Origin of the sequence: Pseudomonas inefficax (assembly GCF_900277125.1) — a bacterium.
GTDB lineage: Bacteria > Pseudomonadota > Gammaproteobacteria > Pseudomonadales > Pseudomonadaceae > Aquipseudomonas > Aquipseudomonas inefficax.
Genome location: NZ_OPYN01000043.1, coordinates 21,329 through 47,940, shown reverse-complemented (window position 1 = coordinate 47,940; position 26,612 = coordinate 21,329). Strand labels below are relative to the sequence as shown.

Below are 26,612 nucleotides of genomic sequence, written 5' to 3'. Positions count from 1 at the left end.
TCGGCCAGCTGGAACGACAGCGGGTGGCCGAACTGGAAGGCCGGGGAGTAGTCCAGAGTGCCGATCTGGCGCGCCACGGCCTCGGTGATTTCCTTGTGGGTATCCGCGGCGCCACAGGTCCACAAGCCGGACAGGGCATCGAAGATCTTGCGCCCCTGGTCGTCGAACAGGTAGCTGCCTTCGGCCGCCACGATCAGGCGTGGGTCGCGCTGGAAGTTGCGGTTGGCGGTGTAGGGCATCCAGTGGGCATCCAGCTTGAGCTGGCTGGCGATACCGGCGGTAGCGGTTTCGGGCATGTTCATCGGCGGTTCCTCGGAAGACGATTAGGCAACGATGGATGTTGTTGCAGCTAAATTGGCACGGCGATAAAGTCTGAAAAAGCCAACATTTCTAATCTTCAGACAGGCCCTGACTAAACTAATGAGCCGACGCCCCGATCCACTCGCCCAAGTCAGCGATTTCGACATCCGCCTGCTGAAGATCTACCGCAGTGTCGTCGAGTGCGGCGGCTTCTCGGCCGCGGAAAACGTGCTGGGCATTGGCCGTTCGGCCATCAGCCAGCAGATGAACGACCTCGAGCAACGTCTCGGCCTGCGCCTGTGCCAACGCGGCCGCGCCGGGTTCTCGCTGACCGAGGAAGGTCGCGAGGTCTATCATTCGGCACTGCAACTGCTCAGCGCCCTGGAAAGCTTCCGCACAGAGGTCAATGGCCTGCACCAGCATTTGCGTGGCGAGCTGAACATTGGCTTGACCGACAACCTGGTGACCTTGCCGCACATGCGCATTACCCATGCGCTGGCCGAACTCAAAGACCGCGGACCCGATGTGCGTATCCAGATCCGCATGATCGCACCCAGTCAGGTCGAGCACGGCGTGCTCGATGGCAGCCTGCATGTCGGCGTGGTGCCGCAGACCAGCCCGCTTTCGGGCCTCGAATACCAACCGTTGTACAGCGAGCGCTCGCTGCTGTACTGCGCGGTCGGCCACCCGCTGTTCTATGCCGACGACCAGCAGATCGACGACGACCGCCTGAACAGCCAGGAAGCCATCACCCCCACCTTCCGCCTGCCGGCTGAAATCCAGGCGCATTACCAGGCGCTGAACTGCACGGCCAGCGCTTCGGACCGCGAAGGCATGGCGTTTCTCATCCTTACCGGGCGCTACATCGGCTACCTGCCAGACCACTACGCCACGTTCTGGGTGCAGCAAGGTCGCTTGCGTGCTCTCAAGCCCCGGCAACGCTTCTATGACCTGAGCCTCAGCTGGGTCACGCGCAAGGGCCGGCGGCCGAACCTGGTGCTGGAAAGCTTCCTCGAAAGCCTGGCTGCGACACGCTGATGCCAGTCTGTGCCGCAAACGCTTGTCACTTCGGCACAGGCAGGTAATCTTGTCCGACAGCCGCAGCCACTGACCCGTACGGAATCGTCCATGACCCTAGAAGTCCCTGCGCATCGCCTCTCCGCCTCGGGCAAGCCCGCGGGCCGCATCCGCCAGAAGAACGAACAGGCCATTATCCAGGCCGCCGAAGACGAGTTTGCCCGCCATGGTTTCAAGGGCACCAGCATGAACACTATCGCCCTCAAGGCGGGGTTGCCCAAGGCCAACCTGCATTACTACTTCACCAACAAGCTGGGCCTGTACATTGCCGTGCTCAGCAACATCATCGAATTGTGGGACAGCACCTTCAACGCTTTGAGCGTCGACGACGACCCTGGCGAAGCCCTGAGCCAGTACATCCGCACCAAGATGGAGTTCTCGCGGCGCAACCCGCAAGCTTCACGGATCTTCGCCATGGAGGTGATCAGCGGCGGCACCTGCCTCAGTGAGTACTTCAGTGCCGACTACCGCGAATGGTTCCGTGGCCGGGCCGCAGTGTTCCAGGCCTGGATCGAAGCCGGCAAGATGGACCCGGTCGACCCCGTGCACCTGATCTTCCTGCTTTGGGGCAGCACCCAGCATTACGCCGACTTCGCCACCCAGATCTGCCAGGTAACCGGCCGCAGCCGCCTGACCAAGCAGGACATGGAAGACGCGAGCAACAATCTTATCCACATCATTCTGAAGGGCTGCGGCATCAAGCCGGTTGCCTGATCGTCATTTATGCCTTCTACCCTGCTCGACCTCTGCGAATACCGCGAGGAAATCCGCAAAAGCCGCTTCATCACCCTGGCCGGGCCGATCAGCAGTGCCGCCGATGCGATGAGTTTCATCGAACGCCACAGCGACCTGGCCGCCACCCACAATTGCTGGGCCTGGAAGCTTGGCGCCCAATACCGCAGCAGCGATGACGGCGAACCTGGCGGTACTGCGGGGCGGCCGATCCTCGCGGCCATCGAAGCGCAGGACTGCGACCAGGTGGTGGTGCTAGTGATCCGCTGGTACGGCGGCATCCAGCTGGGCACCGGTGGCCTGGCCAGGGCCTATGGCGGCGGCGCCAACAAGTGCCTGCAACAGGCTCCCAAGCGGCTGCTGGTGCAGCGCAGTGAATACACCTGCAGTTGCAGTTTCAGCGAACTGGCACTGCTGAAGCTGCGTCTGGCGGAGGTTGACGGCCTGGTCCTGAATGAACAATTCACCGCCAATGGCGTGGACCTGCTGATTGCACTCGGCGACACCCACCTTGCGCCACTGCAGCAGCAGTTGGCCGACTTGAGCCGCGGGCGCATTCTGCTCGAAGCACGCTGAACATTGCCCACAGCAACTGTGGGCCGGCCTGTGGATAAGCTTGGGGCATTCGCTTGCAGGCTAATGTTTTCAAGGCGCCCAGAGCTTTGATCATATTTTGATCACTGTTTGATGACAGCCGCAATGTGCTGAATGCTCAGGAGTTATCCCCAGCGCAAGGCCGCAAGCGCCAGCCTGCGGCGCCTCAGCTTGCACACAATAACTGTGGAACAGCCTGTGGATAACCCGTGCGCCAACAGGCGAAGCGCCCGGCCACGCAAGGCTACGGGGCGACTGATCGTTTTTTAACCAGCCAGCGGGCAAGGCTTGAGATTGCCGGGCTGCTTTGCAGCCCTTTCGCGACACAAGGCCGCTCCTACAGGGGATCGCATACTCCTGTAAGAGCGGCCTTGTGTCGCGATGGGCCGCAAAGCGGCCCCGGTGCATTATCCTCAATACCTTTCTTTGCCAACCGATCACGGAGCGCATCCACATGGCTAACGCAAAAACCGCACTTATCATCGGCGCCTCGCGCGGGCTGGGCCTGGGCTTGGTGCAACGCCTGCACGAAGACGGCTGGAACATTACCGCCACCGTGCGCAACCCGCAGCAGCCCGGCGCTCTGGCGGATGTGCCAGGCGTGCGCATCGAACAGCTGGAAATGAACGACACGGCTCAGCTCGATGGCCTGAAGCAACGCCTGCAAGGCCAGCTGTTCGATCTGGTGTTCGTCAACGCGGGTGTCATGGGCCCCCTGCCACAAGATCTGGAGACGGTGCAGAACAAGGACATCGGCGACCTGTTCATGACCAACGCCGTGGCGCCAATCCGCGTGGCCCGCCGCCTGGTCGGCCAGGTACGCGAAGGCAGCGGCGTGCTGGCCTTCATGAGCTCGATCCTGGGCAGCGTGACTATCCCCGACGGCGGCGAAATCTGCCTGTACAAGGCCAGCAAGGCGGCCCTGAACTCGATGATCAACAGCTTTGTCGTGGAACAACAACGGCCCGACCTGTGCGTGCTGGCCATGCATCCGGGCTGGGTGAAAACCGACATGGGTGGCGAAAACGCCGAGATCGACGTACTGACCAGCACCCGCGGCATGCTCGAACAGATCAAGGCACAAAGCGGCAACGCTGGCCTGCGCTTCATCAACTACAAGGGCGAACCCTTGGTCTGGTGATTCACCAGGTCGCAGCCTGGCCGGGCGCAATGCCCGGCCAGGCTCTGTAGAATGGCGGCAACCGTACCTGATCGAGATGACCCACTATGTATGACTGGTTGAACGCCCTGCCCAAGGCCGAACTGCACCTGCACCTGGAAGGCTCGCTGGAGCCCGAGCTGCTGTTCGCCCTGGCCGAGCGCAACAAGATCGCCTTGCCCTGGGCCGATGTGGAGACCTTGCGCGGTGCCTATGCTTTCAACAACCTGCAGGAGTTCCTCGACCTGTATTACCAGGGCGCCGATGTGCTGCGCACCGAGCAGGACTTCTACGACCTGACCTGGGCCTACCTGCAACGCTGCAAGGCGCAGAACGTCATCCACAGCGAACCGTTCTTCGACCCTCAGACCCACACCGACCGCGGCATCCCCTTCGAAGTGGTGCTCAACGGCATCAACCAGGCGCTGAAGGACGGCCGTGAGCAGCTCGGCATCAGCAGTGGCCTGATCCTCAGCTTCCTGCGCCACCTCAGTGAAGAGCAGGCGCAGAAAACCCTCGACCAGGCGCTGCCGTTCCGCGACGCGTTCATCGCTGTTGGCCTGGACAGCTCGGAAATGGGCCACCCACCGAGCAAGTTCCAGCGTGTGTTCGATCGCGCCCGCAGCGAAGGCTTCGTCGCCGTCGCGCATGCTGGCGAGGAAGGCCCACCCGAATACATCTGGGAGGCCTTGGACCTGCTGAAGATCAAACGCATCGACCACGGCGTGCGCGCCATCGAGGACGAGCGGCTGATGCAGCGCATTATCGAGGAGCAGATCCCGCTCACGGTGTGCCCACTGTCGAACACCAAGCTCTGCGTGTTCGACCACATGAGCCAGCACAACATCCTCGACATGCTCGAGCGCGGCGTGAAGGTAACCGTCAACTCGGATGACCCGGCCTACTTCGGTGGCTACGTCACCGAGAACTTCATGGCCCTGCACACCCACCTTGGCATGACCGAAGATCAGGCTCGCCGATTGGCGCAGAACAGCCTGGACGCCCGGTTGGTGTAACTGGAACGGCGACGTGCGCTCAACCGACCTGTAACGTCGCCACGCGGGCAATGCGATTGATCTGCTGGATACCCAGCGCAGAAATATGCAATGCCCGCGAATCCTCGGCCTCGCGCATCCAGCCAGATTGCAGGAACAGCCGGAACAAGGCCTGCCCCAGCACGCCGCCCAGGTGCGGCCCCTGGTCGTTCCACTCGGTGCAGCGGCAGATCACACAGCCACGTTGCTGATGCGGCGCCAAGGCGTCGATGTAGACCCCGACCAAAGCCAACTGCGTCCGCCCCTCCTCGCTTACCATCAGCTGTCGACCACTACCCTCCAGCCAGCCGGCCACCACCAGACGGTGATACAGCTCGCCGGCCAGTTCCCCGCCCAGGTGATCACCGCAGCGACGCGCCCTGCGTATCGACATGGGCAGCGATGATACCGGCGCCTTGGCCCGTTCCCCCCTGGCGCTCTCCAGCTGGACACTGGCCAACGCCTCCACCGCTGCCCCGACTTGCGGGGTGGCCAGCCGGAAGTAGCGCTTGCGGCCCCGTGCTTCATGCCGGAGCAAGCCGGCCGACGACAACAACGAAAGATGAGCGCAGGCCGATGACGAGGTCAGGCCTGTCATTACCGCGAGTTCGTTGGCCAGCCGCGGCGTGCCATCGATCAATGCCCACAACATGGCACTGCGCTTGGGGTCGGCCATCAGGCTGGCAATCTGGCTGATACTGCTGGCTGCGTTCATGTCCCTGTAACTCCCTGCAAGTTCACTTGTGGATGCGATGGCCACCCCTGGCAGGGAAGCGCCTCTCGCTGGCACTGGCCTGGTTCGCCAGTATAAGCCGCAAAAAACGCCAGTCAGGCAGCGCCGCGCAGTGGCACCAACGGCATAAACCACTGGGTATGCCTACCCATGGCAAGCAGTGAAGTAGTGCGTGCAATCTGCCCGGACCGCGCGGGCAAGCGGCCCGGCACACATGGCAGGAGCAAGGAAACGACAGGCGGAAAAAACACCGGATGCAACTTCGGACGCGGCCGACAACCAACTTCCACAAGTAGCGCAAGCTAAAGCGAAGGTTCCACGTGCTTGCGGGCATTGCACCCCAAGCAGGAAAAAACATGTTGAAAACGTTTCCTCCAACCGTCAGTCAGGACACCGATGCAAGTCATGGCAGGCAGAAGGTGTAGCGCTACACTACATCCGCTCTACCCCTTTGGAGGTATGCCGCGATGAAAATTGTCGTCAGTGCGTCGAGCCGAAACCCAGCCTGCCCCTGGCAGGTTCAACTCGACCAACACGTGGTCAGTTTCCGCAGCGAGGCCGAGGCGCGTGCCTTTGTCGCCACGCTGGAAAACCGCCTGCAGGCACCTCACCCGCTTATGCGGGAGCCTTGGCCGACAAGCGTCGGGTCAGCAGCGCGACACTGACCACCAGCGCCCCGCACAGGCTGATCACCAGCGCCATCGGCACCGCACTGCCATCATGTAGCAGCCCGACCAGTGCCGCTGCGCCGGCGGCGACGCTGAACTGCAGGCAGCCCATCAACGCCGAGGCACTACCGGCCCGTGCGCCTTGGCCGCTCATGGCACAGGCAGAGGCGTTGGGGATGATGCAGCCGAGGCTGGAGATGCAGACGAAAAGCGGTACCAGCAGTGGCCATAGCTGTGTTGGATGCATTGCCGCCACGCCCAGCAACACCAGGCCCGCAGCCAGGTACAGCCACACTGCACGCGCCAGCAGGAACGCCGGCCCGCGTTTGGCCAGCAAGCGTGCATTGACCTGCGCCACAAGGATAAAGCCGGCGGCATTGGTGCCGAACAACCAGCCGTAATGCTCGGCCGGCACGCCGTAGAGCTTGATGAACACGAAAGGTGAACCGGCGATGTAGGCAAACATGCCGGCGATGGCTATACCACCGGTCAGGGCATGGCCGATGAACACCCGGTCAGCGAACAGGCGCAAGTACTGGCGCAAGGCGCCAGACAGCGGTTGCCGCGGTATGTGCTCGGGCAGGCTTTCCGGCAGGCCCAGGCTGACCGCCAACAAGCAGCCGGCGCTGAACAGGCTCAGGGCGAGGAAGATCGATTGCCAGCCGGCCACGTTCACCAGCACACCGCCCAGCATCGGTGCCAGAATTGGCGCCAGGCCCATGACCAGCATCAGTTGCGAGAACACCTTGGCCGAGGCCACCGGGTCGCACTTGTCACTGACGATGGCCCGCGACAGCACCATCCCGGCGCAACCGCCCAACGCCTGGACGAAACGCGCCAGCACCAGGGTGTCGAGGTTGGGGGCATAGGCACAGGCCAGGGATGCCAGGGTGAACAGGGTCACCCCGAACATCAGCGGCTTGCGTCGGCCAAAGCGGTCAGCCACCGGCCCGTAGGCCAGTTGCCCGATGGACAGGCCAAGGAAGTAGGCGGCCAAGGTGGCCTGGACATGTTTTTCGTCGGTGGCGAACGCCTGCGCCATGGCCGGGAAGGCGGGCAGGTAGAAGTCGATCGCCAAGGGCCCGAACGCACTGAGTGCGCCCAGGATGAGCACCATTCGCAGGTTCATCAGGAATCCATAGCAGGCTAAGCAAGTGCTCGATTCTACCTGCTGTAGACCCCTTCAGTACGAAAACATTTGCAACAAACTGGCCCCAGCAAGGGCAACTGCCTTGCTCTCAACCCAGGGGCTGGCGCGGTCCCTGTGGGAGCGGGCGTGCCCGCGAAGCAGGCGCCGCGGTGGATGGCACCGGCGGCGCCGGTGTTCGCGGGCGCGCCCGCTCCCACAGGTAAGTGTTCAGGCGACTTCGGCCTGATAACCCTCATCGCGAATGGCCGTGAGGATCTGCTCCTGCGCCAACTCGCTCTGCACCCGCACCTGCCTGGCCGCCAGGTCGACCTCCACCTTGGCCGCAGCATCCTGCTCCTGCACCGCCCGGGTCACGGCCTTCACGCAATGGCCGCAGGTCATGCCTTGTACATTGAACACTTGCATGGGGGTTACCTCCTTCAGGTTTTCCAAGAGTTTCAAGCTTGCCATCGGGGCAAGGTCAAGACCTGCCGACTACAGCCGGGGTGGAAATCCGCGCTCGCGTCGGCCAAGCTGCGCCTTTGATGATCAGGCAAGCAGGAGATTCTTCATGTTCAGGGCAGCATTGGGCGTCGTCGGGCTATTGAGCACGCTGGCTGCAGTGCCACCGGCCAGTGCCGAGGGCAACTCGGACTACAGCGTGCTGATCATTTCCCGGGAGCGCCTGGAGGTGGCCACCAGTTGCGAAATCGGCATCTACCTCAACGATCAGCTCTCCGGGCGCGTGTTTCAGGAGCAGTCGACCTCGTTCAACCTGCCGCCCGGCCCGGTGGACGTGCGCCTGCGCCTGCTGCCTGGGCAAATGCCCGGCTGCGCCCCCGGTGTGGAGGACCAACGCAGCACGCGACTGAACCTGCAGGCGGGCCAGATCAACAAATACCGGATCGCCATGGGGCAATATGGACTGGAGTTGAAGCGAGCCGGCCTGGGCTATTGACCTTACCTGCGTGGCAAGGTTGATGCTGGAGGCCTGTCCAAGGAGGAGAGCCATGCCCGCATCCACCACATACGACCTGCCGATCTCCGGCATGACCTGCGCCAGCTGTGCTGGCCGGGTCGAACGCGCCCTGCGCAAGGTCACCGGCGCTGAACAGGTCAGCGTCAACCTCGCCACCGAACAGGCCCGGGTCCAGGCCCCGGCCAACAGCCTGCCCGCACTGGTCGACGCCGTACGCGAAGCCGGCTACGGCGTGCCCACTCGCACCGTCGAACTGCAGATTGGCGGCATGACCTGCGCCAGTTGCGTCGGCCGCGTGGAGCGCGCCCTCGGCAAGCTGCCGGGGGTTGAACAGGTCAGCGTCAACCTGGCCAGCGAACGCGCGCACCTCGAAGTGCTCGCGGCCCTCGACGACAATCTGCTGATCGACGCCGTGCAAAAGGCCGGTTACAGCGCCAGCCTGCCGCAAACCGCCAGGGACGACCAAAACACTGCCCAGCGCCGCCTGCGTAACGAACGGCTGGCGGTCGGCGCAGCTTTGCTGCTCGCCCTGCCGCTGGTGGTGCCAATGGTGGTGCAGCCGTTTGGCATGCACTGGATGTTGCCAGCGTGGGTACAGTTTCTGCTGGCCACACCGGTGCAGTTCATTCTCGGCGCACGGTTCTACGTGGCCGCCTGGAAGGCCGTGCGCGCCGGTACCGGCAACATGGACCTGCTGGTGGCCCTGGGCACCAGCGCCGGCTACGGCCTGAGCCTTTACCAGTGGGCGCAAGCCCCCGCCGGCATGGCCCCGCACCTGTACTTCGAAGCCTCGGCCGTGGTGATTGCCCTGGTACTGCTGGGCAAGTACCTGGAAAGCCGGGCCAAGCGCCAGACTGCCAGCGCCATCCGTGCCCTCGAGGCCCTGCGCCCGGAACGGGCCTTGCGCCTGGTCGATGGCCGAGAGGAAGACGTGGCCATTGCCCAACTGCGCCTCGGCGACCTGGTGCTGGTCAAACCCGGCGAGCGCTTCCCGGTCGACGGCGTAGTGGAAGACGGCAGCAGCCATGCCGATGAAGCCCTGATAAGCGGCGAGAGCCTGCCAGTGCCCAAGCAGCCAGGGGACAGCGTCACCGGTGGGGCCATCAACGGCGAAGGCCGGCTGCTGGTACGTACCCAGGCACTGGGTACCGAAACCGTGCTGGCACGCATCATCCGCCTGGTGGAAGACGCCCAGGCGGCCAAGGCACCGATCCAGAAGCTGGTCGACCGGGTCAGCCAGGTATTCGTCCCGGCCGTGCTGGTACTGGCGCTGCTCACCCTGGTCGGCTGGTGGCTGGCCGGCGCACCGCTGGAAACCGCGCTGATCAATGCCGTCGCCGTGCTGGTAATCGCCTGCCCGTGTGCACTCGGCCTGGCCACGCCCGCAGCAATCATGGCCGGCACCGGGGTCGCCGCCCGCCACGGCATCCTGATCAAGGACGCCGAAGCTCTGGAGCGTGCCCATGCGGTCAACCGAGTGGTGTTCGACAAGACCGGCACCCTCACCTCCGGCAGCCCACGGGTGGTCCACAGCGAGGCGCAGGTGGGCAGCAGCGCCGACCTGCACCGCCTGGCCGGCGCCCTGCAGCGCGGCAGTGAACACCCGCTGGCCAAGGCGGTGCTGGATGCCTGTGCCGAACAGGGTCTGGAGGTACCCACCGTCGCCGACAGCCAGTCGCTGACCGGGCGTGGCATCGCCGGGCGCGTGGAGGGCCGTGAACTGGCGCTGGGCAACCACCGCCTGCTCGACGAAAGCGCATTGCCACCCGGTGACCTGGCCGCCAAGGCCCAGGCCTGGGAAGCCGAGGGGCGCACCCTGTCATGGCTGATAGAACGCGGCGCGCAGCCGCGGGTGCTGGGCCTGTTCGCCTTTGGTGACAGCCTCAAGCCCGGCGCCGCGCAGGCAATCGATACCCTGCACGCGCAACACATCAGCAGCCACCTGCTGACCGGTGACAACCGCGGCAGCGCCAAAGTGGTGGCCGATGCCCTCGGCATCGACGATGTGCATGCCGAAGTGCTGCCGGCCGACAAGGCCGCGACCGTGGCCGCGCTCAAGCAGGATGGTGTGGTCGCCATGGTTGGCGATGGCATCAACGATGCGCCGGCTCTGGCCGCCGCCGATATCGGCATTGCCATGGGTGGCGGTACCGATGTGGCCATGCAGGCCGCCGGCATCACCCTGATGCGCGGCGACCCCCGCCTGGTACCGGCCGCCCTGGAGATCAGCCGCAAGACCTATGCGAAGATCCGCCAGAACCTGTTCTGGGCGTTCATCTATAACCTGATCGGCATCCCGCTGGCCGCGCTGGGTTATCTCAACCCGGTACTGGCAGGCGCCGCCATGGCCCTGTCCAGCGTCAGCGTGGTGAGCAACGCGCTGTGGCTCAAGGCGTGGAAACCCACCAGCAACAACCAGGAGGCCCCATGAACATCGGCCAGGCCGCCCGTCGCAGCGGGCTCAGCACCAAGATGATCCGTTACTACGAGTCCATCGGCCTGCTCAAGCCCGCCACGCGCAGCGACAGCGGCTACCGCCTGTACCAGGCGGAGGACTTGCACAGCCTGGCCTTCATCAAGCGCTCCCGCGACCTGGGCTTTTCCCTAGAGGAGGTAGGCAAGCTGCTGACCTTGTGGCAGGACCGCCAGCGCGCCAGCGCCGATGTGAAAGCGCTGGCCATGCAACACATCGATGAACTTAACCGCCGCATCGAAGAGCTGGTGAGCCTGCGCGATACCCTTGGCGAACTGGTATCGCACTGCCAGGGAGACGAGCGCCCGGACTGCCCGATCCTCAAGGACCTGGCCAATGGCGCTGCGGGTGGCTGCTGTCACTGAGCCAGCCCGCAACCCTTTGGTATGCCATATACGTCCAAACACGACCAAATAGTCATCAACTGCGACTTTCTCCAATAAATACGGGCGTTTTCCTACATTAAACCCGGATGCTGCCGATGCAATTGATACCTGCCTCGTGTATCGAAAACAAAAAATCCGGGAGCGTCGATGAGCATCAAACAGAAACTGACCTGGGCATTCGCGGTCATCGCCGGCTTGCCCATCGTCCTTGTGGCCACGTTGGTGGTCCTCAACCTGCGTGGCGAAGCCCGCGACGGATTCCTCGATGGCAGCAGCCGGGAAATCCGCCAGGTCAGCAACGCGATGAACATCTTCTTCCAGGGCATCAACCAGAACGTCGAGTACATGGCCGCGCAGCCCCTGGTCGCCGCCACGGGCAGCGAACTGAACAAGTACATGAGCGCAACCCCGTCCTATGAGCTGGGCGAACAGGCCAGCAAAGTGCTGGAGTTCATGACCCGCCTGGCCACTACCCACCCCAGCTATGCGTACCTCTCCTACGGGGTGAGTGACGGTGGTTACGTCGGCTGGCCGGCCGGGCAGAAGTTCGTCAATTACGACCCGCGCACCCGCCCCTGGTACCAATTGGCAATGGCCAACCCTGGCAAGACCTTGCGTACCGGCGCCTACTACTGGGCTGCCGACGACGCAGTGCTGGTCAGTACCGTGCGCACCGTCGCCAACCAGCTGGGCAACCCTGGTGGCGTGGTCAACGTCGACGTCTCGCTCAAAGGCCTCACCGAGATCGTCCAGCAGATCAAGCTGGGTGAAAGCGGCTACGTGCTACTGGTGGAAAACAACGGCAACGTACTGGTCGACCCCCGTGACGCCAAGCACAACTTCAAGCAACTGGCGAGCTTTGGCGACGGGTACGCCGAGCTGGCCAAGCACGGCAAGGGGCTGGCTGAAGTGGAGCTCAATGGCGTGCGCTACATGGCCAACATCTACCCGGACGAACAGCTGGGCTGGACCCTGATCGGCCTGATCGAGCAGAGCGAAGTGATGCAGACCACCACTCGCCTGACCTGGTTGATCGGCGTGGTGGCCCTGGTACTGGCAGCGCTGTTCGCCGTGGTCGGTGCCACCTTTGCCAAGCTGATCGTGCGCCCGATCAACAGCGTTACCAGCGGCCTTGAAGACATCGCCCAGGGCGAGGGCGACCTGACCCGCAACCTGGAAATCCGTGGCCGCGACGAAACCGCGCAACTGGCCAGCTGGTTCAACCAATTCCTCGGTGCCATTCGCAGCCTGATCCAGCATATTGGTGCTGCCGCCAACAAGATCCTCAGCACCTCCAGCAGCTCGACCCGGGTCTCCAGCGACATGGCCGAAGCCGCAGGCCGCCAGCGCGAAGCGGTGGACATGGTCTCTACTGCTTTCCACGAAATGGTCGCCACCGCCAACGAAGTGGCACGCTCATGCAGCCAGGCGGCGCAGTCGGCCGACAGCGGCCAGCAACAGGCGCGCGAAGGCCAGCAGCAGATCGATGCGGCGGTACATAGCGTTGATCGCCTGAGCCAGGAGATCGAGCAGTCGGCGCAGTCGATCCAGCAGCTGGAGCGTGACAGCAACGCCATACAGTCGATCCTCGGCACCATCCGCTCAATTGCCGAGCAGACCAACCTGCTGGCGCTCAACGCCGCCATCGAAGCCGCCCGTGCCGGCGAGCAGGGCCGTGGTTTTGCCGTGGTTGCTGACGAAGTGCGGGCGCTGGCCAAGCGTACTGCCGACTCCACGGCCGAGATCGACGGCCTGCTGGGCAACCTGGCCAGCCGCACTGCCGAAGTGGCCGCACAGATGCACGCCAGCCTGGAGGTTTCGCAGCAGTCGGTGAGCCGCATCGGCCTGGCCCGTGACAGCTTCGGGCAGATTCGCGAGTCGGTGGATGTGATCCGCGACATGAACACTCAGATTGCCACGGCGGCCGAAGAGCAGCACCAGGTGGCGGAGGACATCAACCGCCACATCAGCCAGATTCACGGCGATGCGCAACTGGTGGCCGAACTGGCGCAGGCGGCGCGGGTGGATTCGGAGAGCCTGGCCGGGTTGTCCAATGAGCTGGATGCGCTGGTGCGCAGGTTCCGTACCTGATGTTGCCTGCGCCGGCCTCTTCGCGGGCACGCCCGCTCCCACAGGTACTGCACAGCTTGCAAAGCTGCGGTGATCCTGTGGGAGCGGGCGCGCCCGCGAAGAGGCCGGCACAGGCGACCAATCACTAAAGCCTCAATTCCCCCGGCGTCGCACCGAACAATTGCTTGAACGCCGCAATGTAAGCCGAGGTGGAGTCATACCCACACCCCAACGCCGCCTCGGTCACACTCTCCCCTGCCTCCAGCAACGCCAGCGATGACAACAGCCGCATACGCTGCCGCCAGTTGCGAAAGCTAAGCCCCGTCTCCCGCTGGAACAGCCGCATCAGCGTCTTCTCCGAACAGCCCAGCTCCCGCGCCCATTGCTGCAGGGTCTGCGGCTGATCCGGTGCCGCAATCAACCCATTGCACAGCGCCAACAACCCCGGGTGCCGCGGCAGTGGCAGCGAAAAGCCGACCTCGGGGAGCATGCGCAACTGGTCGAGCAGCACCGCCACCAGCCGCGCTTCGGCGCTGTCACCCTCCGGGTAGTCCGCCGGGAACAGGCAGAACTGCTTGATCAGTTCGCGCGCAAGCGGGGTCACTTCCAGTACCCGGCATTGCTCAGGTGCCCACGGGCAGGCATCCCGGCGCACGTAAAGGCTGCGCATTTCGGCCTGCATCGAGGTGACTACCTCGTGTTCGGCATCGGCTGGTATCCACACGCCCCACTGGGGTGGGGCGAAGTAGCTGCCTTCGCGGGTATACACCCCGAGGACGCCGCTGATGGTGTAGGAGAACTGCACCCAGTCGTGCTGGTGGCGGGTGGTCCACGAACCGGCGCCGAGGCTTTCGGCACGGGCATACAGCGGCCTGGGCAGGTGGTCCAACGCCGGAATGGCGCGAGGGTGTCCGATGATCGGCATGGCGGTTTCTTGTAGTTCTGGCCAGACAAGCCTAACAGCTGATTCGTGATCAAGTCAGGCGCGGTCTCTGTGGGAGCGGCCTTGTGTCGCGAAAGGGCCGCAAAGCGGCCCCAACAATTTTTGCTGTGACGCTGAAACCCCGGGGCCGCTTCGCGCCCCTTTCGCGACACAAGGCCGCTCCCACAAAGCTTGGCTTCACCGCTCGACGATGACAGTCACCCCTTGCCCACCCGCTGCGCAGATCGAAATCAGCCCCCGTCCCTTCCCCGCCTTCGCCAGCAACTTGGCCAGGTTGGCCAATATCCGGCCCCCGGTCGCGGCAAACGGGTGCCCGGCCGCCAGCGAACTGCCCTTGACGTTGAGCTTGCTGCGGTCAATTGCCCCGAGCGGCGCATCCAGCCCCAACCGCTCACGGCAATAATCGGCATCTTCCCAGGCCTTGAGCGTGCACAGCACCTGGGCGGCAAAGGCTTCGTGAATCTCGTAATAGTCAAAGTCCTGCAGCGTCAGGCCGTTGCGCGCCAGCAGCCGCGGCACCGCATACACCGGCGCCATCAGCAAGCCTTCGCGACCTGTAACGAAATCCACCGCAGCGGTTTCGCCATCGACCAGATAGGCCAGCACCGACAGCCCCTGCTGCTCGGCCCATTCCTCGCTGCCCAGCAATACCAGCGAAGCACCATCGGTCAGCGGTGTGGAATTGCCCGCCGTCAGTGTGCCCTGCCCGCTGCGATCGAAGGCTGGCTTGAGCCTGGCCAGTTGCTCCAGGGTCAGGTCGGGGCGCAGGTTGTTATCACGGGTCAACGACAGAAACGGCGTCAGCAGGTCATCCTGCCAACCTTCGGCGTACGCGGCAGCCAGCGCCTGGTGGCTGAGCAACGCCAGCTCGTCCTGTTCGGCACGGCCAATGCGCCACGCCTGGGCCATGCGTTCGCAATGCTCACCCATCGACAACCCAGTGCGCGGTTCGCCGTTGCGCGGCAATTCGGGTTTCAGGTGGTGAGGGCGCAGCTTGAGGAATGGCTTTAGCCGCTCGCCCAGGCTTTTGCCACGGTTGGCTTGCAGCAAGATATGGCGCAGGCCTTCATTGACCGCGATCGGCGCATCGGAGGTGGTGTCCACGCCACCAGCAATGCCGCAATCGATCTGCCCCAGGGCAATCTTGTTGGCCACCAGCAACGCCGCCTCCAGCCCGGTGCCGCAGGCTTGCTGGATGTCGTAGGCCGGCGTCTGCGGCGACAGGCGCGAGCCCAGCACGCATTCCCGGGTCAGGTTCATGTCTCGCGAGTGCTTGAGCACCGTACCAGCCACCACTTCCCCCATGCGCAACCCATGCAAGCGGTACCCTTCGATCAGCCCCTCAAGGGCGACGGTAAGCATCGCCTGGTTGCTGGCCGTGGCGTAGGCGCCATTGGAGCGGGCAAAGGGAATTCGGTTGCCGCCCAGGATCGCGACCCGGCGAAGTAAACGCATGCGCTTGTTCCTCCTGAAACAATTTGATCCGTACAGCCTAGGTGTTTTTACCGCATTCGAACGACCTTGCCACAAAGTTGGTCCACACTTTCAAGCTTGCCTTCCGGGAGACCACTCATGAGCGATCGCTACCTCGGCTTTGCCAACTCCAACCTCGGCCGCCGTCTTGTGGATGCCCTTGGCCTGCCACGCCCGGCGCCGCTGGAGCGCTGGCAGGCCGGCCGCCTGCGCCCGGTCGAAGGTGCCCTGGTACTGGGTGGCGGGCCACTGGCGAGCCAGGTCGAAGCCATTGCCCCGCGCCTGACCGACACGCTTTACAGCTTCAATACCGACCACCTGCAGGCCGAGCCGTGGGTGGCTGGCCTGGGGCCGAAGATCAAGGCCGTGGTATTCGATGCCAGTCACCTGTCCGACAGCGACGCGTTGAAGCAGTTGCGCGAATTTTTCCAGCCACTGCTGCGCAGCCTGGCGCCGTGCGCCCATGTGCTGCTGCTGGGCCGCGCGCCAGAAAGCCTCGACAACCCGTTGGCCAGCATTGCCCAACGGGCCCTGGAAGGCTTCAGCCGCTCGCTGGCCAAGGAACTGCGCAATGGTGCGACCGCGCAGTTGCTGTATGTCGGCCCCGGCGCGGAGGACCAGCTGGAAGGCGCCCTGCGCTTCTTCCTCTCGCCCAAAAGTGCCTTTATCTCCGGCCAGGTGCTGCGCCTGCATGCCTGCGCCAGCCAGGTCGAGGACTGGACCCGGCCGCTGGCTGGCCGACGCGCCCTGGTGACCGGCGCCGCGCGCGGCATCGGTGCGGCCATTGCCGAAACCCTGGCGCGCGATGGTGCCGACGTGCTGCTGCTGGATGTGCCGCAAGCCAGCCAGGACCTCGACGCCCTGGCCGCACGTTTGGGCGGCAAGGCGCTGCCTCTGGATATTTGCGCCAGCGACGCCGCAACACAACTGCTTGCGGCCCTGCCCGACGGCATCGACATCGTGGTGCACAACGCCGGCATCACCCGCGACAAGACCCTGGCCAACATGACCCCGGAATACTGGGACGCGGTGCTGGCGGTCAACCTCAAGGTACCGCAGGTGCTGACACAGGCGCTGTACGACAACGGTGCCCTGGGTGAAAACGCGCGAATCACCCTGCTGGCCTCGGTCAGTGGCATCGCCGGCAACCGCGGGCAAGCCAACTATGCCGCGAGCAAGGCCGGGCTGATCGGCCTGGCCCAGGCGTGGGCGCCCCGGCTCGCCGAGCGCGGCGGCAGCATCAATGCCGTGGCACCCGGTTTCATCGAAACCCACATGACCGCCGCCATGCCCATGGGCCTGCGCGAGGCCGGGCGACGCTTGAGTTCGCTGGGCCAGGGCGGCCGCCCGCAGGATGTAGCCGAAGCCATCGCTTGGCTCAGCCAGCCGGGCTCCGGTGCAGTCAACGGCCAGGTGCTGCGGGTATGCGGCCAGGCCTTGATGGGGGCTTGAGCATGAGCCGACACTGGCACGACCTGCACAGCCCGGCTTCGCGCGCCAGTCTGTACCTGCGCGCGGCCAGCAAGCGCAGCATAAGCGGCGACCAACTGCCGGACGATGGCCTGCGCTGTTTCATCCGCGTCCAGCCGGGCAACCTGGCCGCCTATCGACGGCTGTGCCACTTCACCGACGATGGCCGCCTGCCGGGTACATATCCACATGTCATGGCGTTCACGCTGCAGTTGCAGTTGATGACCGCGCCCAACTTCCCCTTCCCGCTGCTTGGCCTGGTGCACCTGCACAACCGCATCGAAGTGGTGCGCCCACTGGGCGGTATCGAAGGGCTGCGCTTTGCGGTGCATGCAGGCAACCTGCAAGCGCATGCCAAGGGCGGCACCTTCGACCTGGTCACCGAAGCCGAAGACGGCATCGGCCTGCTCTGGCGCGAGACCAGCCGCATGCTGGTGCGCGGGCTGAAGCTGGAAAGCGCGGCAGGTGAGCCTGCCGAGGACGAACCACAAGTGCTGCCAGAGGTGACCCGCTGGTACGCCGACAGCGATATCGGCCGGCGTTATGCCAAGGTTTGCGGGGACTACAACCCGATCCATCTCAGCGCAGCCAGTGCACGGTTGTTCGGCTTTCCCACGGCCATCGCCCATGGCATGTGGAGCAAGGCCATGGCCCTTGCGGCGCTGCGCGGGCACCTGCCGCACAGTGGCTATGCCTTCGAGGTGGATTTCCGCAAACCGGTGCGGTTGCCGTCCGAGCTGGTGCTCGGGGCCAGTGATGCCGGGGTTGCAGGTGAGCTGCGGCTGGATGGGCATGGAGGGGTGCTGCATATGGTCGGGCGCTGGGCACCTCTGTAGGAGCGGCCTTGTGTCGCGATGGGCCGCAAAGCGGCCCCGGCGATGCCAGCGGCGAAGCTGATAATCTGGGGCCGCTTCGCGCCCCATCGCGACACAAGGCCGCTCCTACAGGGACCTTGCCTGTATTGCCGGTATACGCTTGCTTTGCATCGGGCCTGCGCAGAAGCTATGCAGCATTAGGAGACCCCCGATGAACCTGCAAGAACTCACCCAACGCCTGCACCAGATCCGCGACAACAACGACTGGCGCGGCTTCCACAGCCCGAAGAACCTGGCCATGGCCGCCAGCGTCGAAATGGCCGAACTGGTGGAAATCTTCCAGTGGCTGAGCGAAGACCAATCGCGCCAGCTACCCGCCGACAAGCTGGCCCATGCCGGCCAGGAAATCGGCGATGTGGTGCTGTACCTGTTGCTGCTGTGCAGCGAGCTAGGCCTGGACATGGACCAGGTGGTGCGGGCCAAGCTGGCCGACAGCGAGAGGCGCTTCGCCCGATGAACGACCGTCACTTCGATGAGCTGGCCACCCGCTTTGCCGAGAAGATCTACGGCGGCGCCAAGGGCGCCATCCGCCTGGCCGTGCTGCAGGCCGACCTGGCCGAAGCCCTGCCCGACCGCCCGCTGCGCATCCTCGACATAGGTGCCGGCTTGGGTCACATGGCCCTGTGGCTGGCCCAGCGCGGCCACCAGCTGACCCTGGCCGAACCTGCCGCGCCGATGCTCGACGGCGCACGGGCGCGCTTTGCCGAGGCTGGCCAACCGGCCACCTTCATCCAGGCCCCCTGGCAAGACCTGCTCGGCCAGCTGACCGAACCCTACGACTTGGTGCTGTGCCACGCCGTGCTCGAATGGTTGGCCGACCCCGAAAGCATCCTGCCGGTGCTGCACCAGCTCACCGCCCCTTCCGGGTGGCTGTCGCTGGCCTTCTACAACCGCGACGCGCTGGTCTATCGCAACCTGCTCAAGGGCCACTTCCGCAAGTTGCGCAGCAACCGTCTGGAAGGAGAAAAGCAGAGCCTGACCCCGCAAAAACCACTTGATCCGCGCGAACTCAGGGCGCAACTTGAACCTATGTGGCAGGTTGAAAGCGAAAGCGGCGTGCGGGTGTTCCACGACTACATGCCCAAGGAATTCCAGGGCAAGGCCGAGCTGCTCGACCTACTGGAAATGGAACTGGCCTACCGTCGACACCCCAGCTTCGCCGGGCTCGGCCGCTACCTGCACTGGGTCTGCCGCCCCCGTTGACCTGCCCGCCGGGAGGAATACATGCCGTACCGTCTGTTGTGCCTGGCCGTGCTGCCGCTTGCCCTGGCTGGCTGCCAGGGCAGCAACCCCTATGTGGCCAGCAGCCGCCCGTTACCACCGGCACCGGCCCAGGCGGCCAGCACCTTCGATGCCAGTGCCTACCCGACACCGGCCCGTGATTACGGGCACTACCGCAGCTGGAGCTGGCGTAACGGCCAGTTGCCCAGTGGTTCGGTCGATACCGACCCGGCGCAACTAGCCGATGCCGTCAGCGGCGCGCTGGACCAGCATGGCCTGCGTCCCGCCCGGGGCGGCACCGGCGACTTGCTGGTCAGCGCCGACATACGCCTGGAAAAACGCTTGCGCCAGGTACGCGACTACGATGCCTACGACCCTTACTACGGCCCGTACCCCTACGGTGGCGTCGGCTATGGCGGCTACCGCAACGGCTATGGTGGCTATGCTAGCGTGCCCATCGTGCGCACCTACGAGGTGCAGGTGATGGTGGTGCGTATCGATCTGTACGACGCCCGCAGCGGCCAGCCGGTATGGAGTGCCAGCGCCGAAAGCGGCAGCGACAAGGACTCGCCGCGTGAACGCGAAAGCGCCCTGCGTGATTCTGTGCACAAGGCGCTCAACGGCTATCCTCCCAGTTGATATCCAACGGAGAACCATCATGTTGCGCCGTCTTGTTCTACTGTCATTCGCGTTATTGCTCGCCGCCTGCTCCAGCAATAACGTCCAGCAGGATTTCGATGCCAGCCGTGACTTTGCCGCCTATCGCAGCTGGGCATGGCAGGAGCCGGGCTTGCAGTACCGCCCGGACGACCCACGAATCAAGAGCGACCTGACCGAGCAGCGCATTCGCCAGGCAGTCGCAAGCCAACTCGACCAGCGCGGCCTGCGCCCGGTACAAGGTGGCGCGCGGCCGGACCTGACAGTGCGCGCTTACCTGATCGTCGAGCAGCGCCAGCAACAAATCACCACCAACTACGGCGGTGGCTGGGGAGGCTACTGGGGCGGCTACTGGGGTGGCCCGATGTACAACGAAACGCGAAGCGTCGACTATAAGGTCGCCACCATCCAGATCGACTTGTTCGATGGTCGTGACGGCAAGCTGGTGTGGCGCGGCAGTGCCGAGCAGATCATGAACAACTACCCGCCAAGCCCTGAGGAACGCAACAGCGCGATCCAGAACACCGTGGCCAAAGTGCTGGGCAACTATCCGCCGGGTAGCAAAAAGTAACTCCGAGCGCGTTTATGCATGCGCCACAGCCCCTGTGGGAGCGGGTTTACCCGCGAAGAGAACGACGCGGTGCATGGCACCGGCTTTGCCGGTGTTCGCGGGTAAACCCGCTCCCACAAGGGTCGCCTGCAAGGCCTGTTTCAACAGCGACAAAACCCTTCCCGACCACGCCTTTTTCCCTCTCCCGCTCCACTCGCCCGCAGGTTCTTGTCTATCTTCACTTAAGGAAACCTGACTGACCGGGTAGATGCGTTCAACATTTGGGAAAGGCGACCTGCCAATGCAAAGCATTGTTCTACTGCTGTGGCTTGCCTTGTGCTGCGAACAGGATGTGCGTCAACGCCAGATATCCAACATGCTCACCCTTGGCGTGGCTACCTGCGCACTGGCCTGGCTTTTCGCCACCGGTCACAGCTGGATCGGCGCGAATGCCAGCGATGCCGGCTGGGCGCTGGCCATCGTCATGCTGCTGACCCTGCCCGGCTACATGCTAGGCCGTTTCGGCGCCGATGACGTCAAGCTGATGGGCGCGCTGGCCCTGGCAACCAGCCCGCAATACGTGCTTGGCACTTTCATCGGCGCCGGTGTCAGCGTGTTGCTGTGGCTGCTCACCCGTCGGCGACTGTGGACATTGCTCAACCCCAAGGTGAAAAAACGTTTGCAAGCGCTGACCGAGGAAATGGGCGACAAGCAGGCGTTCGTCCCCTATGTGCTGGCCGGCTTTCTTTTGACAGCGGTATGGGTCCAGTGAGCTGGCCTATGTTCGTAACCTTGTACAAATCTTGTACATATTCGCTTGTTGCGACTATTTTTAAACTGCCAGAGCGTCTGGCCCGGGAGCAGGGCCGCATACGAACAGGGAGTGGATCGTGTCCAGACAAGTGAGTGAACTGAAGGTTTTGGTGGTAGACGACCAACCGATCATTGTCGAAGAACTTTGTGAATTCCTCGAAACCAAGGGCTATGGCTGTGTACCGGCCCATTCTGCTGACGAAGCCATCGAGCGCTACATGGCAAACCCGGACATTGGTCTGGTCATCTGCGACCTGCACATGCCGGAACGGGATGGCATCGAACTGATGCGCACCTTGAAGCAGACCAACGGTAACCAGCGCATTTTCGAAGCCATCATGTTGACCGGGCGTGCCGAGAAGCAGGATGTGATCCGCGCGCTACGTGAAGGCTTTGCCGACTACTACCAGAAGCCAGTGGACCTTGATGAACTGCTCGAAGGCGTACGTCGGCAGGAAGAGGCGTTGCTGGAACGCCAGCGCAACTTCCGCGACCTCGGCGGATTGAACCAGCGCCTGCAGAATCTGGCCGAATCGATTGACGAGCTCTACCAGGATTTGGAAAAAGCCCGCGGCCAGGGAACCCATCGGCGTGCAACAGATGTGGAAGAAAGTGAAAGCGAGCTGCCAGCGGCGTTCGAGAAGCTGTCACCACGCCAGCTGGAAGTGGCCCGCCTAGTGGGCAAGGGCAAGACCAACTACCAGATCGCCTGTGAGCTGGGCATCACCGAGAACACCGTGAAGCTGTATGTGTCGCAGGTGCTGCGCCTGACCCACATGCACAACCGCACCCAGCTGGCACTGGCACTGACACCCAGTTCGTCGCCGGTGCATCAGCGGTTTACTACTCATTGAGTGACCGGTAGGCACACCGTTTTTTGTAGGAGCAGCCTTGCGCTGCGAAAGGGCCCTCATGGCAAACAAAAGATTGCGCCTGAACTGGCCTCTTCGCAGCACAAGGCTGCTCCTACAGATCCTCGGTACACCTGTTACAACTGGATAGCCAGATTTAACGTTACGCGCGGACCACGATCCAGGCTGTCCAATGCCACATCCGCCAAAGGCTTGGCCACCTCCAGCGCCACATTGAACAAGCGCCCATCGCCCAACCGCACACCAAGCGCCGCCGAAGCCAGGTGGGCATCCTCCACAGGCCCCCGGTTATGCCAGGCCTGCGCCGTATCCAGCACCACATAGGGCTGCAACAACGCCAGCCAGCTGCGGTGCATGCTGTAGTTCACCTCGTAAGCCACACCCCAGCCCTTGTCTCCGTCCGCCTGGTCGCGCGGGTAGCCACGGCCGAAATTCTGCCCGCCAAACCCCGCACGCTCGCTGTCAGGCAAGCGGTCATCACTCCAGTACAAAGCCCCGGAGACCACCCCCTGCCAGTTACCGAGCAACCTGTCGCTCTGCAAGCCGGAAAGCCGCAACCGCAGAAAATCCAGATCGTAGTCGACATCGCTGCGCGCTCCCAGGTAATCCAGGCCCTGATAGACGCCGGCACTGACGATACGCAAACGGCCCCCGTCCACCTTGCGCCAGTCGCCCTCGAATGACAGCGCACGCACGTAGGTGTCGTAGTCCCGTGCCGGTGGCAGTCCGTCCACTTGGTCTTCGAAGTGCTCACTGACCGAATACACCTGCCCCTGCAGCTGCATCCATTCATCCGGCCTGACGATCACCGGCTGGCGCAGGCCGATCGCGTAGCGATCGCTGTCGCGCTTGCGGGTGATGTCACGGCCATCTTCCAGCCGAATTCGCGTGCCCGGTTCGCTGCGGTAGCGCGAGGCCGACACCAGTAGTTGGCTGCCACCTGCGTCAAGGTACTGGCTGTAGGCCAGGCGCTGGTAATGCACTTGGTCATCCCCTGGCGGCAGCAACAGGCTGGCCTCGAACTGTTCGGCAAAGCGGGTCTGAGCGTGGCTGGTTGCCGTCAGCAGCGCCTGCGCATCGTCGCGGTTGCCATCAGCCACGGTAACAGCAGCGCTGAACGGCCTGCGCTGGGCATGCACGGTCAACCGCGCGGCACCATCAGCGGTTTGCGCCACGGCCAGTTGCGGCTCTAACGTCACCCCTGGCAGGCGCTCGGCCAGGCCCAGGTAGCGCTCCAGCGTTTCCCGGGTCAGCGGGCGCTCGGTTGCAAGCCGCTGCAGCAACTGCTGCAGATAGGCGCTGGCCGGGCCGATATCGCCGTCTACGTGGTAATCACGGATATAACCTTCGACCAGTACCACATTGACCCGGCCCTCGGTCACCTCCTGCGGCGGCAGGTAGGCGTATGACAACAGGTAGCCTTCCTGCCGATAGCGCTGGGTCAGGCGTGCGGTGTACTGCTGCAGCTCGCCCAATGTGGTCTGGCGCCCGATCAGCGGTTGGTAGTGTTCGCGCAGCTCGCTCAGGGGGAACACCGTGCCGCCCTCGAAGCGCACTTTATGCAGCACCAGCCGGGTATCGGCAGGCGCCCAGGCGGGGCTGCCGCCATCCACCGCGGCCATCTGCAGGTGAGCGCTGACCGGGCGGTAGGCGTCTATCGGCAGGTTGGCGGCGGGCAGGCGACGTTCGTACTCATGGCTGTCAAGAAAACCCGGCAACGGTTCGCCATGGGCGGCAAGCGCCCAAGGCAGCAGCAACAAGGGCACGGCCAGAGAACGCATAGGGCGCTCCATGTTCCCTGGGACTGCGTTGCAGCCCTTCGCGGGCGCGCCCGCTCCCACAGAGATCGCGCTTTCCTGAACCCAGCGCCAAACCTGTGGGAGCGGGCGTGCCCGCGAAGGGCCGCAAAGCGGCCCCGAATTGCTTGACTGACAGGCATCAAGGGCGCCAGCCGGTCACACCCGTTACCTGCAAGCGTAGGTGCTGCCCCGGCCCTCGTCGAACGCCTACTCACTGACCTGGAACGCCACGCGCGCCGTCTCGCCGCTTTCATCCAGCGCGCTGATTTCGGCCTGGCCTACCTGCTGGAAGCGCACCAGCAGGCTGTCCTGCCCCTGGGTTTCGCCCAATGGCTGGCCGTTGAGGAACCACCAGCGCCGCCCGCCGCCCCCCAGCGCCGACACATATAGCTGCAACGGTTCGCTGCTGGTGACCGGGCGGCGCAGGTTGTCGCCCGGGCGCACGCCCACGATCGAAAGCGGTGGAGCGCTGGCTGGCACCTGCGGCGGGCAGGCCGGGTCGATGGCCGGCAGGCGCGCCGCACGCCGCTCCGCGCGTGGCAGCCAAGGCTCCAGCGGCGCGGGCCATAGAGCAATGTCGCGGGCCTTGGCGCCCGGGCAACTGCCATCGACGCGCAGCCCCTGGTCGTTGACCCATACGCTTTCACGCAGGCCCAGGCCGAGTGGCTGGTCGGCGGCCTGCAGGGTTGGCGGCGTAGTGCCGTCCAGAGTCCAGGCGAAACGCTGGCGCCGGCAATTGGGGTCCTGCTTGTTCATTGGCTGGCCCAGCGGCCAACAGATCGCCGCCACACCGACATTCGCCGGCACCCGCTCCACCGGCACGCTGATGCCACGCTGGCTGTCACGGTTGCTCAGCAGGTCGTGCACCTGCAGCATCAGCGGCGCTGCCGAAGCCAGCCCGAATTGGCCGGGTACCGGTGTGCCGTCGGGGCGGCCGATCCATACGCCGATCAGGTAGCGCGGGCCCACGCCGATCGACCAGGCATCGCGAAAGCCATAGCTGGTACCGGTTTTCCAGGCCAGTTGCGGACGTTGCACCAGCTCGGCATGCGGGTCGCGGTCGGGGCGCGCCTGGCCGCTGAGGATGCGCCGGATGATCCACGCAGCCCCCGGTGACAACAGGCGCCGCTCCAGCAACGGATCCTGCGGTTGCAGGCGCACCCGCGCACTATTGCCGCCCCGCGCCAGCGCAGCGTAGCCACCCACCAGATCCTCCAGGCGGCTACCCGCGCCACCCAGGATCAGCGACAGGTTGGGCTCGGCCAGGGGCGGTAGTATCAGCGGCATGCCCGCCATGCGCAGTTGCGCGGCAAAGCGTTTCGGGCCATAGGCCTCCAGCAGCTGCACCGCCGGCAGGTTGAGCGACAGCGCCAGCGCCGAACTGGCCGACACTGGCCCGCTGAAGCCCATGGAGAAGTTGCCGGGGCGGTAGTCGCCATAGCGTCGCGGCACATCCTGCAGCAGCGACTCGGAATGGATCAGGCCGTCATCCAGTGCCATGCCGTAGAGGAACGGCTTGAGGGTAGAGCCCGGCGAGCGCAAAGAACGCACCATGTCGACATGCCCGAAGCGGCGCTCGTCGGCCAGGTCGATAGAGCCCAGGTAGGCACGCACCGCCATGGTTTGCGCATCGACCACCAGTATGGCTGCGGAGGTGCGCTCCGGCAGCCGTGCGCGCCAGCCCAGCAGCAGGTCTTCAAGGCGCCGCTGCAACGCGGCGTCGAGCGTGGTGCGGATCAGCGGCGGGCTGTCGGCGCTGTTCAGGCGCCGGGCCAGCAGCGGCGCCAGGGTTGGTTCCTGACGTGGCGCCAGCACCAGCGGTTCTTCGCCAGCCTCACGGATTTGCTGGGCCGGCCACACCTGGTATTCGGCCAGGCGTTGCAGCACTTTGTCCCGGGCGCGCTGGGCTCGTTCGGGGTGGCGGTCCGGGCGCAGGCGGCTGGGCGCCTGGGGCAGCACGGCCAGCAGCGCCGCTTCGGCCGGGGTCAGGTGCATGGGCGACTTGCCCAGGTAGGCCCAGCTGGCGGCCGCCACGCCCTGCAGGGTACCGCCGAAGGGCGCACGGTCCAGGTAGATCTGCAGGATTTCGCGCTTGGACAGATGCCATTCCAGCTGCGCCGTGCGCCACAGCTGCCGCAGTTTGCCGGCCAGGGTGCGCTCATGCGGGTCGAGCAGGCGCGCGACCTGCATCGACAGCGTGCTGCCCCCCGACACCACACGCCCGCCACGCAGGTTCAGCCAGGCAGCGCGGGCCAGGGCCAGCGGGTTGACCCCAGGGTGGCTGTAGAACCAGCGATCCTCGTAGGTGAGCAGCGCCTGCAGATACAGCGGCGAAACCTCGTCGGGGCTGACCGGGTAGCGCCACACGCCATCGGCATCGGCGAAGCGCCACAACGGCGTGCCGTCCTCGGCCAGCACCACCCGGGCCAGGTCGTCGCCGGGCATGGGCAGCGGCCAGAGACGGTCGGCCAGCCACAACAGGCCGAACAGCACCAGCAGGCCGATCACCGTAGCGCGCAACAGCCTGCCCGCACGGGTACGCGGCCGCGTTAAGCTTGGCATCGGGAACCGACCTTGCCAGGTGATGGCCAAAGGCTTGGGAACG

General features: G+C 64.5%; 25 protein-coding genes and 2 pseudogenes. 19 read left to right on the top strand and 8 right to left on the bottom strand.

The window, feature by feature from the left end:
• Window positions 1–302 (bottom strand): annotated as a pseudogene (locus tag JV551A3_RS04590) (aspartate aminotransferase family protein); the annotation flags it as partial.
• Window positions 303–420: 118 nt separating this feature from the next.
• On the opposite strand from JV551A3_RS04590, the gene JV551A3_RS04585 reads away from it, so the two are divergent.
• The 5 genes from JV551A3_RS04585 to JV551A3_RS04565 all read left to right on the top strand — a co-directional run bounded on the left by JV551A3_RS04585 (window position 421) and on the right by JV551A3_RS04565 (window position 4,878).
• Window positions 421–1,338, top strand: a complete 918-nt coding sequence (locus tag JV551A3_RS04585) for a LysR family transcriptional regulator (protein ID WP_025337589.1) — start codon at window positions 421–423, stop codon at window positions 1,336–1,338.
• Window positions 1,339–1,428: 90 nt separating this feature from the next.
• Entirely contained in the window at window positions 1,429–2,091 is a 663-nt protein-coding gene (locus tag JV551A3_RS04580) for a TetR/AcrR family transcriptional regulator (RefSeq protein ID WP_112254164.1), read from the top strand.
• 9 nt (window positions 2,092–2,100) lie between these two features.
• Window positions 2,101–2,685: an IMPACT family protein gene (locus tag JV551A3_RS04575; protein ID WP_133970170.1), complete on the top strand. Its 585-nt coding sequence runs from the start codon at window positions 2,101–2,103 to the stop codon at window positions 2,683–2,685.
• A gap of 472 nt (window positions 2,686–3,157) precedes the next feature.
• Window positions 3,158–3,844: an SDR family oxidoreductase gene (locus JV551A3_RS04570; protein WP_133970169.1), complete on the top strand. Its 687-nt coding sequence runs from the start codon at window positions 3,158–3,160 to the stop codon at window positions 3,842–3,844.
• An 86-nt stretch (window positions 3,845–3,930) separates the two neighbouring features.
• Window positions 3,931–4,878 (top strand): adenosine deaminase, encoded by a 948-nt coding sequence (locus JV551A3_RS04565; protein ID WP_133970168.1) that lies wholly within the window; start codon window positions 3,931–3,933, stop codon window positions 4,876–4,878.
• Window positions 4,879–4,897: 19 nt separating this feature from the next.
• Here the strand turns inward: JV551A3_RS04565 and JV551A3_RS04560 are convergent, their stop codons facing one another.
• Window positions 4,898–5,611 carry an ArsR/SmtB family transcription factor gene (locus JV551A3_RS04560; protein WP_112254160.1) on the bottom strand — a complete coding sequence of 238 codons (714 nt, stop codon included), beginning with the start codon at window positions 5,609–5,611 and terminating at the stop codon, window positions 4,898–4,900.
• A gap of 485 nt (window positions 5,612–6,096) precedes the next feature.
• On the opposite strand from JV551A3_RS04560, the gene JV551A3_RS30915 reads away from it, so the two are divergent.
• Window positions 6,097–6,294: a hypothetical protein gene (locus JV551A3_RS30915; protein WP_133970167.1), complete on the top strand. Its 198-nt coding sequence runs from the start codon at window positions 6,097–6,099 to the stop codon at window positions 6,292–6,294.
• On the opposite strand, the gene JV551A3_RS04550 is transcribed toward JV551A3_RS30915, so the two are convergent.
• Together JV551A3_RS04550 and JV551A3_RS04540 are read right to left on the bottom strand one after the other, a co-directional pair.
• Window positions 6,245–7,426, bottom strand: coding sequence for a multidrug effflux MFS transporter (locus tag JV551A3_RS04550; protein ID WP_112254158.1), 1,182 nt, complete (start codon window positions 7,424–7,426; stop codon window positions 6,245–6,247). The two genes, JV551A3_RS30915 and JV551A3_RS04550, sit on opposite strands and share 50 nt — an antisense overlap.
• A 228-nt stretch (window positions 7,427–7,654) precedes the next feature.
• A complete protein-coding gene (locus JV551A3_RS04540) occupies window positions 7,655–7,852 on the bottom strand; it encodes a heavy-metal-associated domain-containing protein (RefSeq protein WP_046616858.1) in 198 nt (65 codons plus the stop codon).
• 145 nt (window positions 7,853–7,997) lie between these two features.
• On the opposite strand from JV551A3_RS04540, the gene JV551A3_RS04535 reads away from it, so the two are divergent.
• From JV551A3_RS04535 to JV551A3_RS31315, 5 genes and pseudogenes are all read left to right on the top strand, one after another.
• A complete protein-coding gene (locus JV551A3_RS04535) occupies window positions 7,998–8,384 on the top strand; it encodes a hypothetical protein (protein ID WP_061303955.1) in 387 nt (128 codons plus the stop codon).
• A gap of 52 nt (window positions 8,385–8,436) precedes the next feature.
• A complete protein-coding gene (locus JV551A3_RS04530) occupies window positions 8,437–10,836 on the top strand; it encodes a heavy metal translocating P-type ATPase (protein WP_133970166.1) in 2,400 nt (799 codons plus the stop codon).
• Window positions 10,833–11,243 carry a Cu(I)-responsive transcriptional regulator gene (cueR, locus tag JV551A3_RS04525; RefSeq protein WP_063911119.1) on the top strand — a complete coding sequence of 137 codons (411 nt, stop codon included), beginning with the start codon at window positions 10,833–10,835 and terminating at the stop codon, window positions 11,241–11,243. The genes JV551A3_RS04530 and cueR overlap by 4 nt, the downstream gene beginning before the upstream one ends.
• Before the next feature lie 168 nt (window positions 11,244–11,411).
• A pseudogene (locus JV551A3_RS31320) lies at window positions 11,412–12,497 on the top strand (cache domain-containing sensor histidine kinase); the annotation flags it as partial.
• A gap of 90 nt (window positions 12,498–12,587) precedes the next feature.
• Window positions 12,588–13,355 carry a methyl-accepting chemotaxis protein gene (locus JV551A3_RS31315; protein ID WP_372239043.1) on the top strand — a complete coding sequence of 256 codons (768 nt, stop codon included), beginning with the start codon at window positions 12,588–12,590 and terminating at the stop codon, window positions 13,353–13,355.
• A 124-nt stretch (window positions 13,356–13,479) separates the two neighbouring features.
• Here the strand turns inward: JV551A3_RS31315 and JV551A3_RS04515 are convergent, their stop codons facing one another.
• Window positions 13,480–14,259: an AraC family transcriptional regulator gene (locus JV551A3_RS04515; RefSeq protein ID WP_133970165.1), complete on the bottom strand. Its 780-nt coding sequence runs from the start codon at window positions 14,257–14,259 to the stop codon at window positions 13,480–13,482.
• A gap of 195 nt (window positions 14,260–14,454) precedes the next feature.
• The gene (locus JV551A3_RS04510; RefSeq protein ID WP_133970164.1) at window positions 14,455–15,732 is read right to left on the bottom strand and encodes an acetyl-CoA C-acetyltransferase; all 1,278 of its coding nucleotides are present in this window, start codon (window positions 15,730–15,732) and stop codon (window positions 14,455–14,457) included.
• Between the two features lie 117 nt (window positions 15,733–15,849).
• On the opposite strand from JV551A3_RS04510, the gene JV551A3_RS04505 reads away from it, so the two are divergent.
• The 8 genes from JV551A3_RS04505 to JV551A3_RS04470 all read left to right on the top strand — a co-directional run bounded on the left by JV551A3_RS04505 (window position 15,850) and on the right by JV551A3_RS04470 (window position 22,190).
• Complete coding sequence (locus JV551A3_RS04505; RefSeq protein ID WP_133970163.1) at window positions 15,850–17,202, top strand: 3-oxoacyl-ACP reductase; 1,353 nt, start codon at window positions 15,850–15,852, stop codon at window positions 17,200–17,202.
• A gap of 2 nt (window positions 17,203–17,204) precedes the next feature.
• Window positions 17,205–18,056: a MaoC family dehydratase gene (locus tag JV551A3_RS04500; RefSeq protein ID WP_133970162.1), complete on the top strand. Its 852-nt coding sequence runs from the start codon at window positions 17,205–17,207 to the stop codon at window positions 18,054–18,056.
• 190 nt (window positions 18,057–18,246) lie between these two features.
• The gene (locus tag JV551A3_RS04495; protein ID WP_013970728.1) at window positions 18,247–18,552 is read left to right on the top strand and encodes a MazG-like family protein; all 306 of its coding nucleotides are present in this window, start codon (window positions 18,247–18,249) and stop codon (window positions 18,550–18,552) included.
• A complete protein-coding gene (locus JV551A3_RS04490) occupies window positions 18,549–19,298 on the top strand; it encodes a methyltransferase domain-containing protein (RefSeq protein WP_133970161.1) in 750 nt (249 codons plus the stop codon). The genes JV551A3_RS04495 and JV551A3_RS04490 overlap by 4 nt, the downstream gene beginning before the upstream one ends.
• Window positions 19,299–19,319: 21 nt before the next feature.
• Window positions 19,320–19,955 carry a DUF4136 domain-containing protein gene (locus JV551A3_RS04485; protein ID WP_133970160.1) on the top strand — a complete coding sequence of 212 codons (636 nt, stop codon included), beginning with the start codon at window positions 19,320–19,322 and terminating at the stop codon, window positions 19,953–19,955.
• Window positions 19,956–19,974: 19 nt separating this feature from the next.
• Window positions 19,975–20,544, top strand: a complete 570-nt coding sequence (locus tag JV551A3_RS04480; RefSeq protein WP_133970159.1) for a DUF4136 domain-containing protein — start codon at window positions 19,975–19,977, stop codon at window positions 20,542–20,544.
• A gap of 280 nt (window positions 20,545–20,824) precedes the next feature.
• A complete protein-coding gene (locus JV551A3_RS04475; protein ID WP_133970158.1) occupies window positions 20,825–21,295 on the top strand; it encodes a prepilin peptidase in 471 nt (156 codons plus the stop codon).
• A 118-nt stretch (window positions 21,296–21,413) separates the two neighbouring features.
• Complete coding sequence (locus JV551A3_RS04470; protein WP_133970157.1) at window positions 21,414–22,190, top strand: response regulator transcription factor; 777 nt, start codon at window positions 21,414–21,416, stop codon at window positions 22,188–22,190.
• A 134-nt stretch (window positions 22,191–22,324) separates the two neighbouring features.
• Here the strand turns inward: JV551A3_RS04470 and JV551A3_RS04465 are convergent, their stop codons facing one another.
• Window positions 22,325–23,989, bottom strand: a complete 1,665-nt coding sequence (locus JV551A3_RS04465) for a ShlB/FhaC/HecB family hemolysin secretion/activation protein (RefSeq protein WP_133970156.1) — start codon at window positions 23,987–23,989, stop codon at window positions 22,325–22,327.
• Window positions 23,990–24,214: 225 nt separating this feature from the next.
• Complete coding sequence (pbpC, locus tag JV551A3_RS04460; RefSeq protein ID WP_133970155.1) at window positions 24,215–26,569, bottom strand: peptidoglycan glycosyltransferase PbpC; 2,355 nt, start codon at window positions 26,567–26,569, stop codon at window positions 24,215–24,217.
• Window positions 26,570–26,612: the final 43 nt, after the last annotated feature.

Coding starts and splice junctions, on each gene's coding strand:
- JV551A3_RS04585 (WP_025337589.1), top strand. CDS start 421: ATGAGCCGACGCCCCGATCCACTCGCCCAAGTCAGCGATTTCGACATC.
- JV551A3_RS04580 (WP_112254164.1), top strand. CDS start 1,429: ATGACCCTAGAAGTCCCTGCGCATCGCCTCTCCGCCTCGGGCAAGCCC.
- JV551A3_RS04575 (WP_133970170.1), top strand. CDS start 2,101: ATGCCTTCTACCCTGCTCGACCTCTGCGAATACCGCGAGGAAATCCGC.
- JV551A3_RS04570 (WP_133970169.1), top strand. CDS start 3,158: ATGGCTAACGCAAAAACCGCACTTATCATCGGCGCCTCGCGCGGGCTG.
- JV551A3_RS04565 (WP_133970168.1), top strand. CDS start 3,931: ATGTATGACTGGTTGAACGCCCTGCCCAAGGCCGAACTGCACCTGCAC.
- JV551A3_RS04560 (WP_112254160.1), bottom strand. CDS start 5,611: ATGAACGCAGCCAGCAGTATCAGCCAGATTGCCAGCCTGATGGCCGAC.
- JV551A3_RS30915 (WP_133970167.1), top strand. CDS start 6,097: ATGAAAATTGTCGTCAGTGCGTCGAGCCGAAACCCAGCCTGCCCCTGG.
- JV551A3_RS04550 (WP_112254158.1), bottom strand. CDS start 7,426: ATGAACCTGCGAATGGTGCTCATCCTGGGCGCACTCAGTGCGTTCGGG.
- JV551A3_RS04540 (WP_046616858.1), bottom strand. CDS start 7,852: ATGCAAGTGTTCAATGTACAAGGCATGACCTGCGGCCATTGCGTGAAG.
- JV551A3_RS04535 (WP_061303955.1), top strand. CDS start 7,998: ATGTTCAGGGCAGCATTGGGCGTCGTCGGGCTATTGAGCACGCTGGCT.
- JV551A3_RS04530 (WP_133970166.1), top strand. CDS start 8,437: ATGCCCGCATCCACCACATACGACCTGCCGATCTCCGGCATGACCTGC.
- cueR (WP_063911119.1), top strand. CDS start 10,833: ATGAACATCGGCCAGGCCGCCCGTCGCAGCGGGCTCAGCACCAAGATG.
- JV551A3_RS31315 (WP_372239043.1), top strand. CDS start 12,588: ATGGCCGAAGCCGCAGGCCGCCAGCGCGAAGCGGTGGACATGGTCTCT.
- JV551A3_RS04515 (WP_133970165.1), bottom strand. CDS start 14,259: ATGCCGATCATCGGACACCCTCGCGCCATTCCGGCGTTGGACCACCTG.
- JV551A3_RS04510 (WP_133970164.1), bottom strand. CDS start 15,732: ATGCGTTTACTTCGCCGGGTCGCGATCCTGGGCGGCAACCGAATTCCC.
- JV551A3_RS04505 (WP_133970163.1), top strand. CDS start 15,850: ATGAGCGATCGCTACCTCGGCTTTGCCAACTCCAACCTCGGCCGCCGT.
- JV551A3_RS04500 (WP_133970162.1), top strand. CDS start 17,205: ATGAGCCGACACTGGCACGACCTGCACAGCCCGGCTTCGCGCGCCAGT.
- JV551A3_RS04495 (WP_013970728.1), top strand. CDS start 18,247: ATGAACCTGCAAGAACTCACCCAACGCCTGCACCAGATCCGCGACAAC.
- JV551A3_RS04490 (WP_133970161.1), top strand. CDS start 18,549: ATGAACGACCGTCACTTCGATGAGCTGGCCACCCGCTTTGCCGAGAAG.
- JV551A3_RS04485 (WP_133970160.1), top strand. CDS start 19,320: ATGCCGTACCGTCTGTTGTGCCTGGCCGTGCTGCCGCTTGCCCTGGCT.
- JV551A3_RS04480 (WP_133970159.1), top strand. CDS start 19,975: ATGTTGCGCCGTCTTGTTCTACTGTCATTCGCGTTATTGCTCGCCGCC.
- JV551A3_RS04475 (WP_133970158.1), top strand. CDS start 20,825: ATGCAAAGCATTGTTCTACTGCTGTGGCTTGCCTTGTGCTGCGAACAG.
- JV551A3_RS04465 (WP_133970156.1), bottom strand. CDS start 23,989: ATGCGTTCTCTGGCCGTGCCCTTGTTGCTGCTGCCTTGGGCGCTTGCC.
- pbpC (WP_133970155.1), bottom strand. CDS start 26,569: ATGCCAAGCTTAACGCGGCCGCGTACCCGTGCGGGCAGGCTGTTGCGC.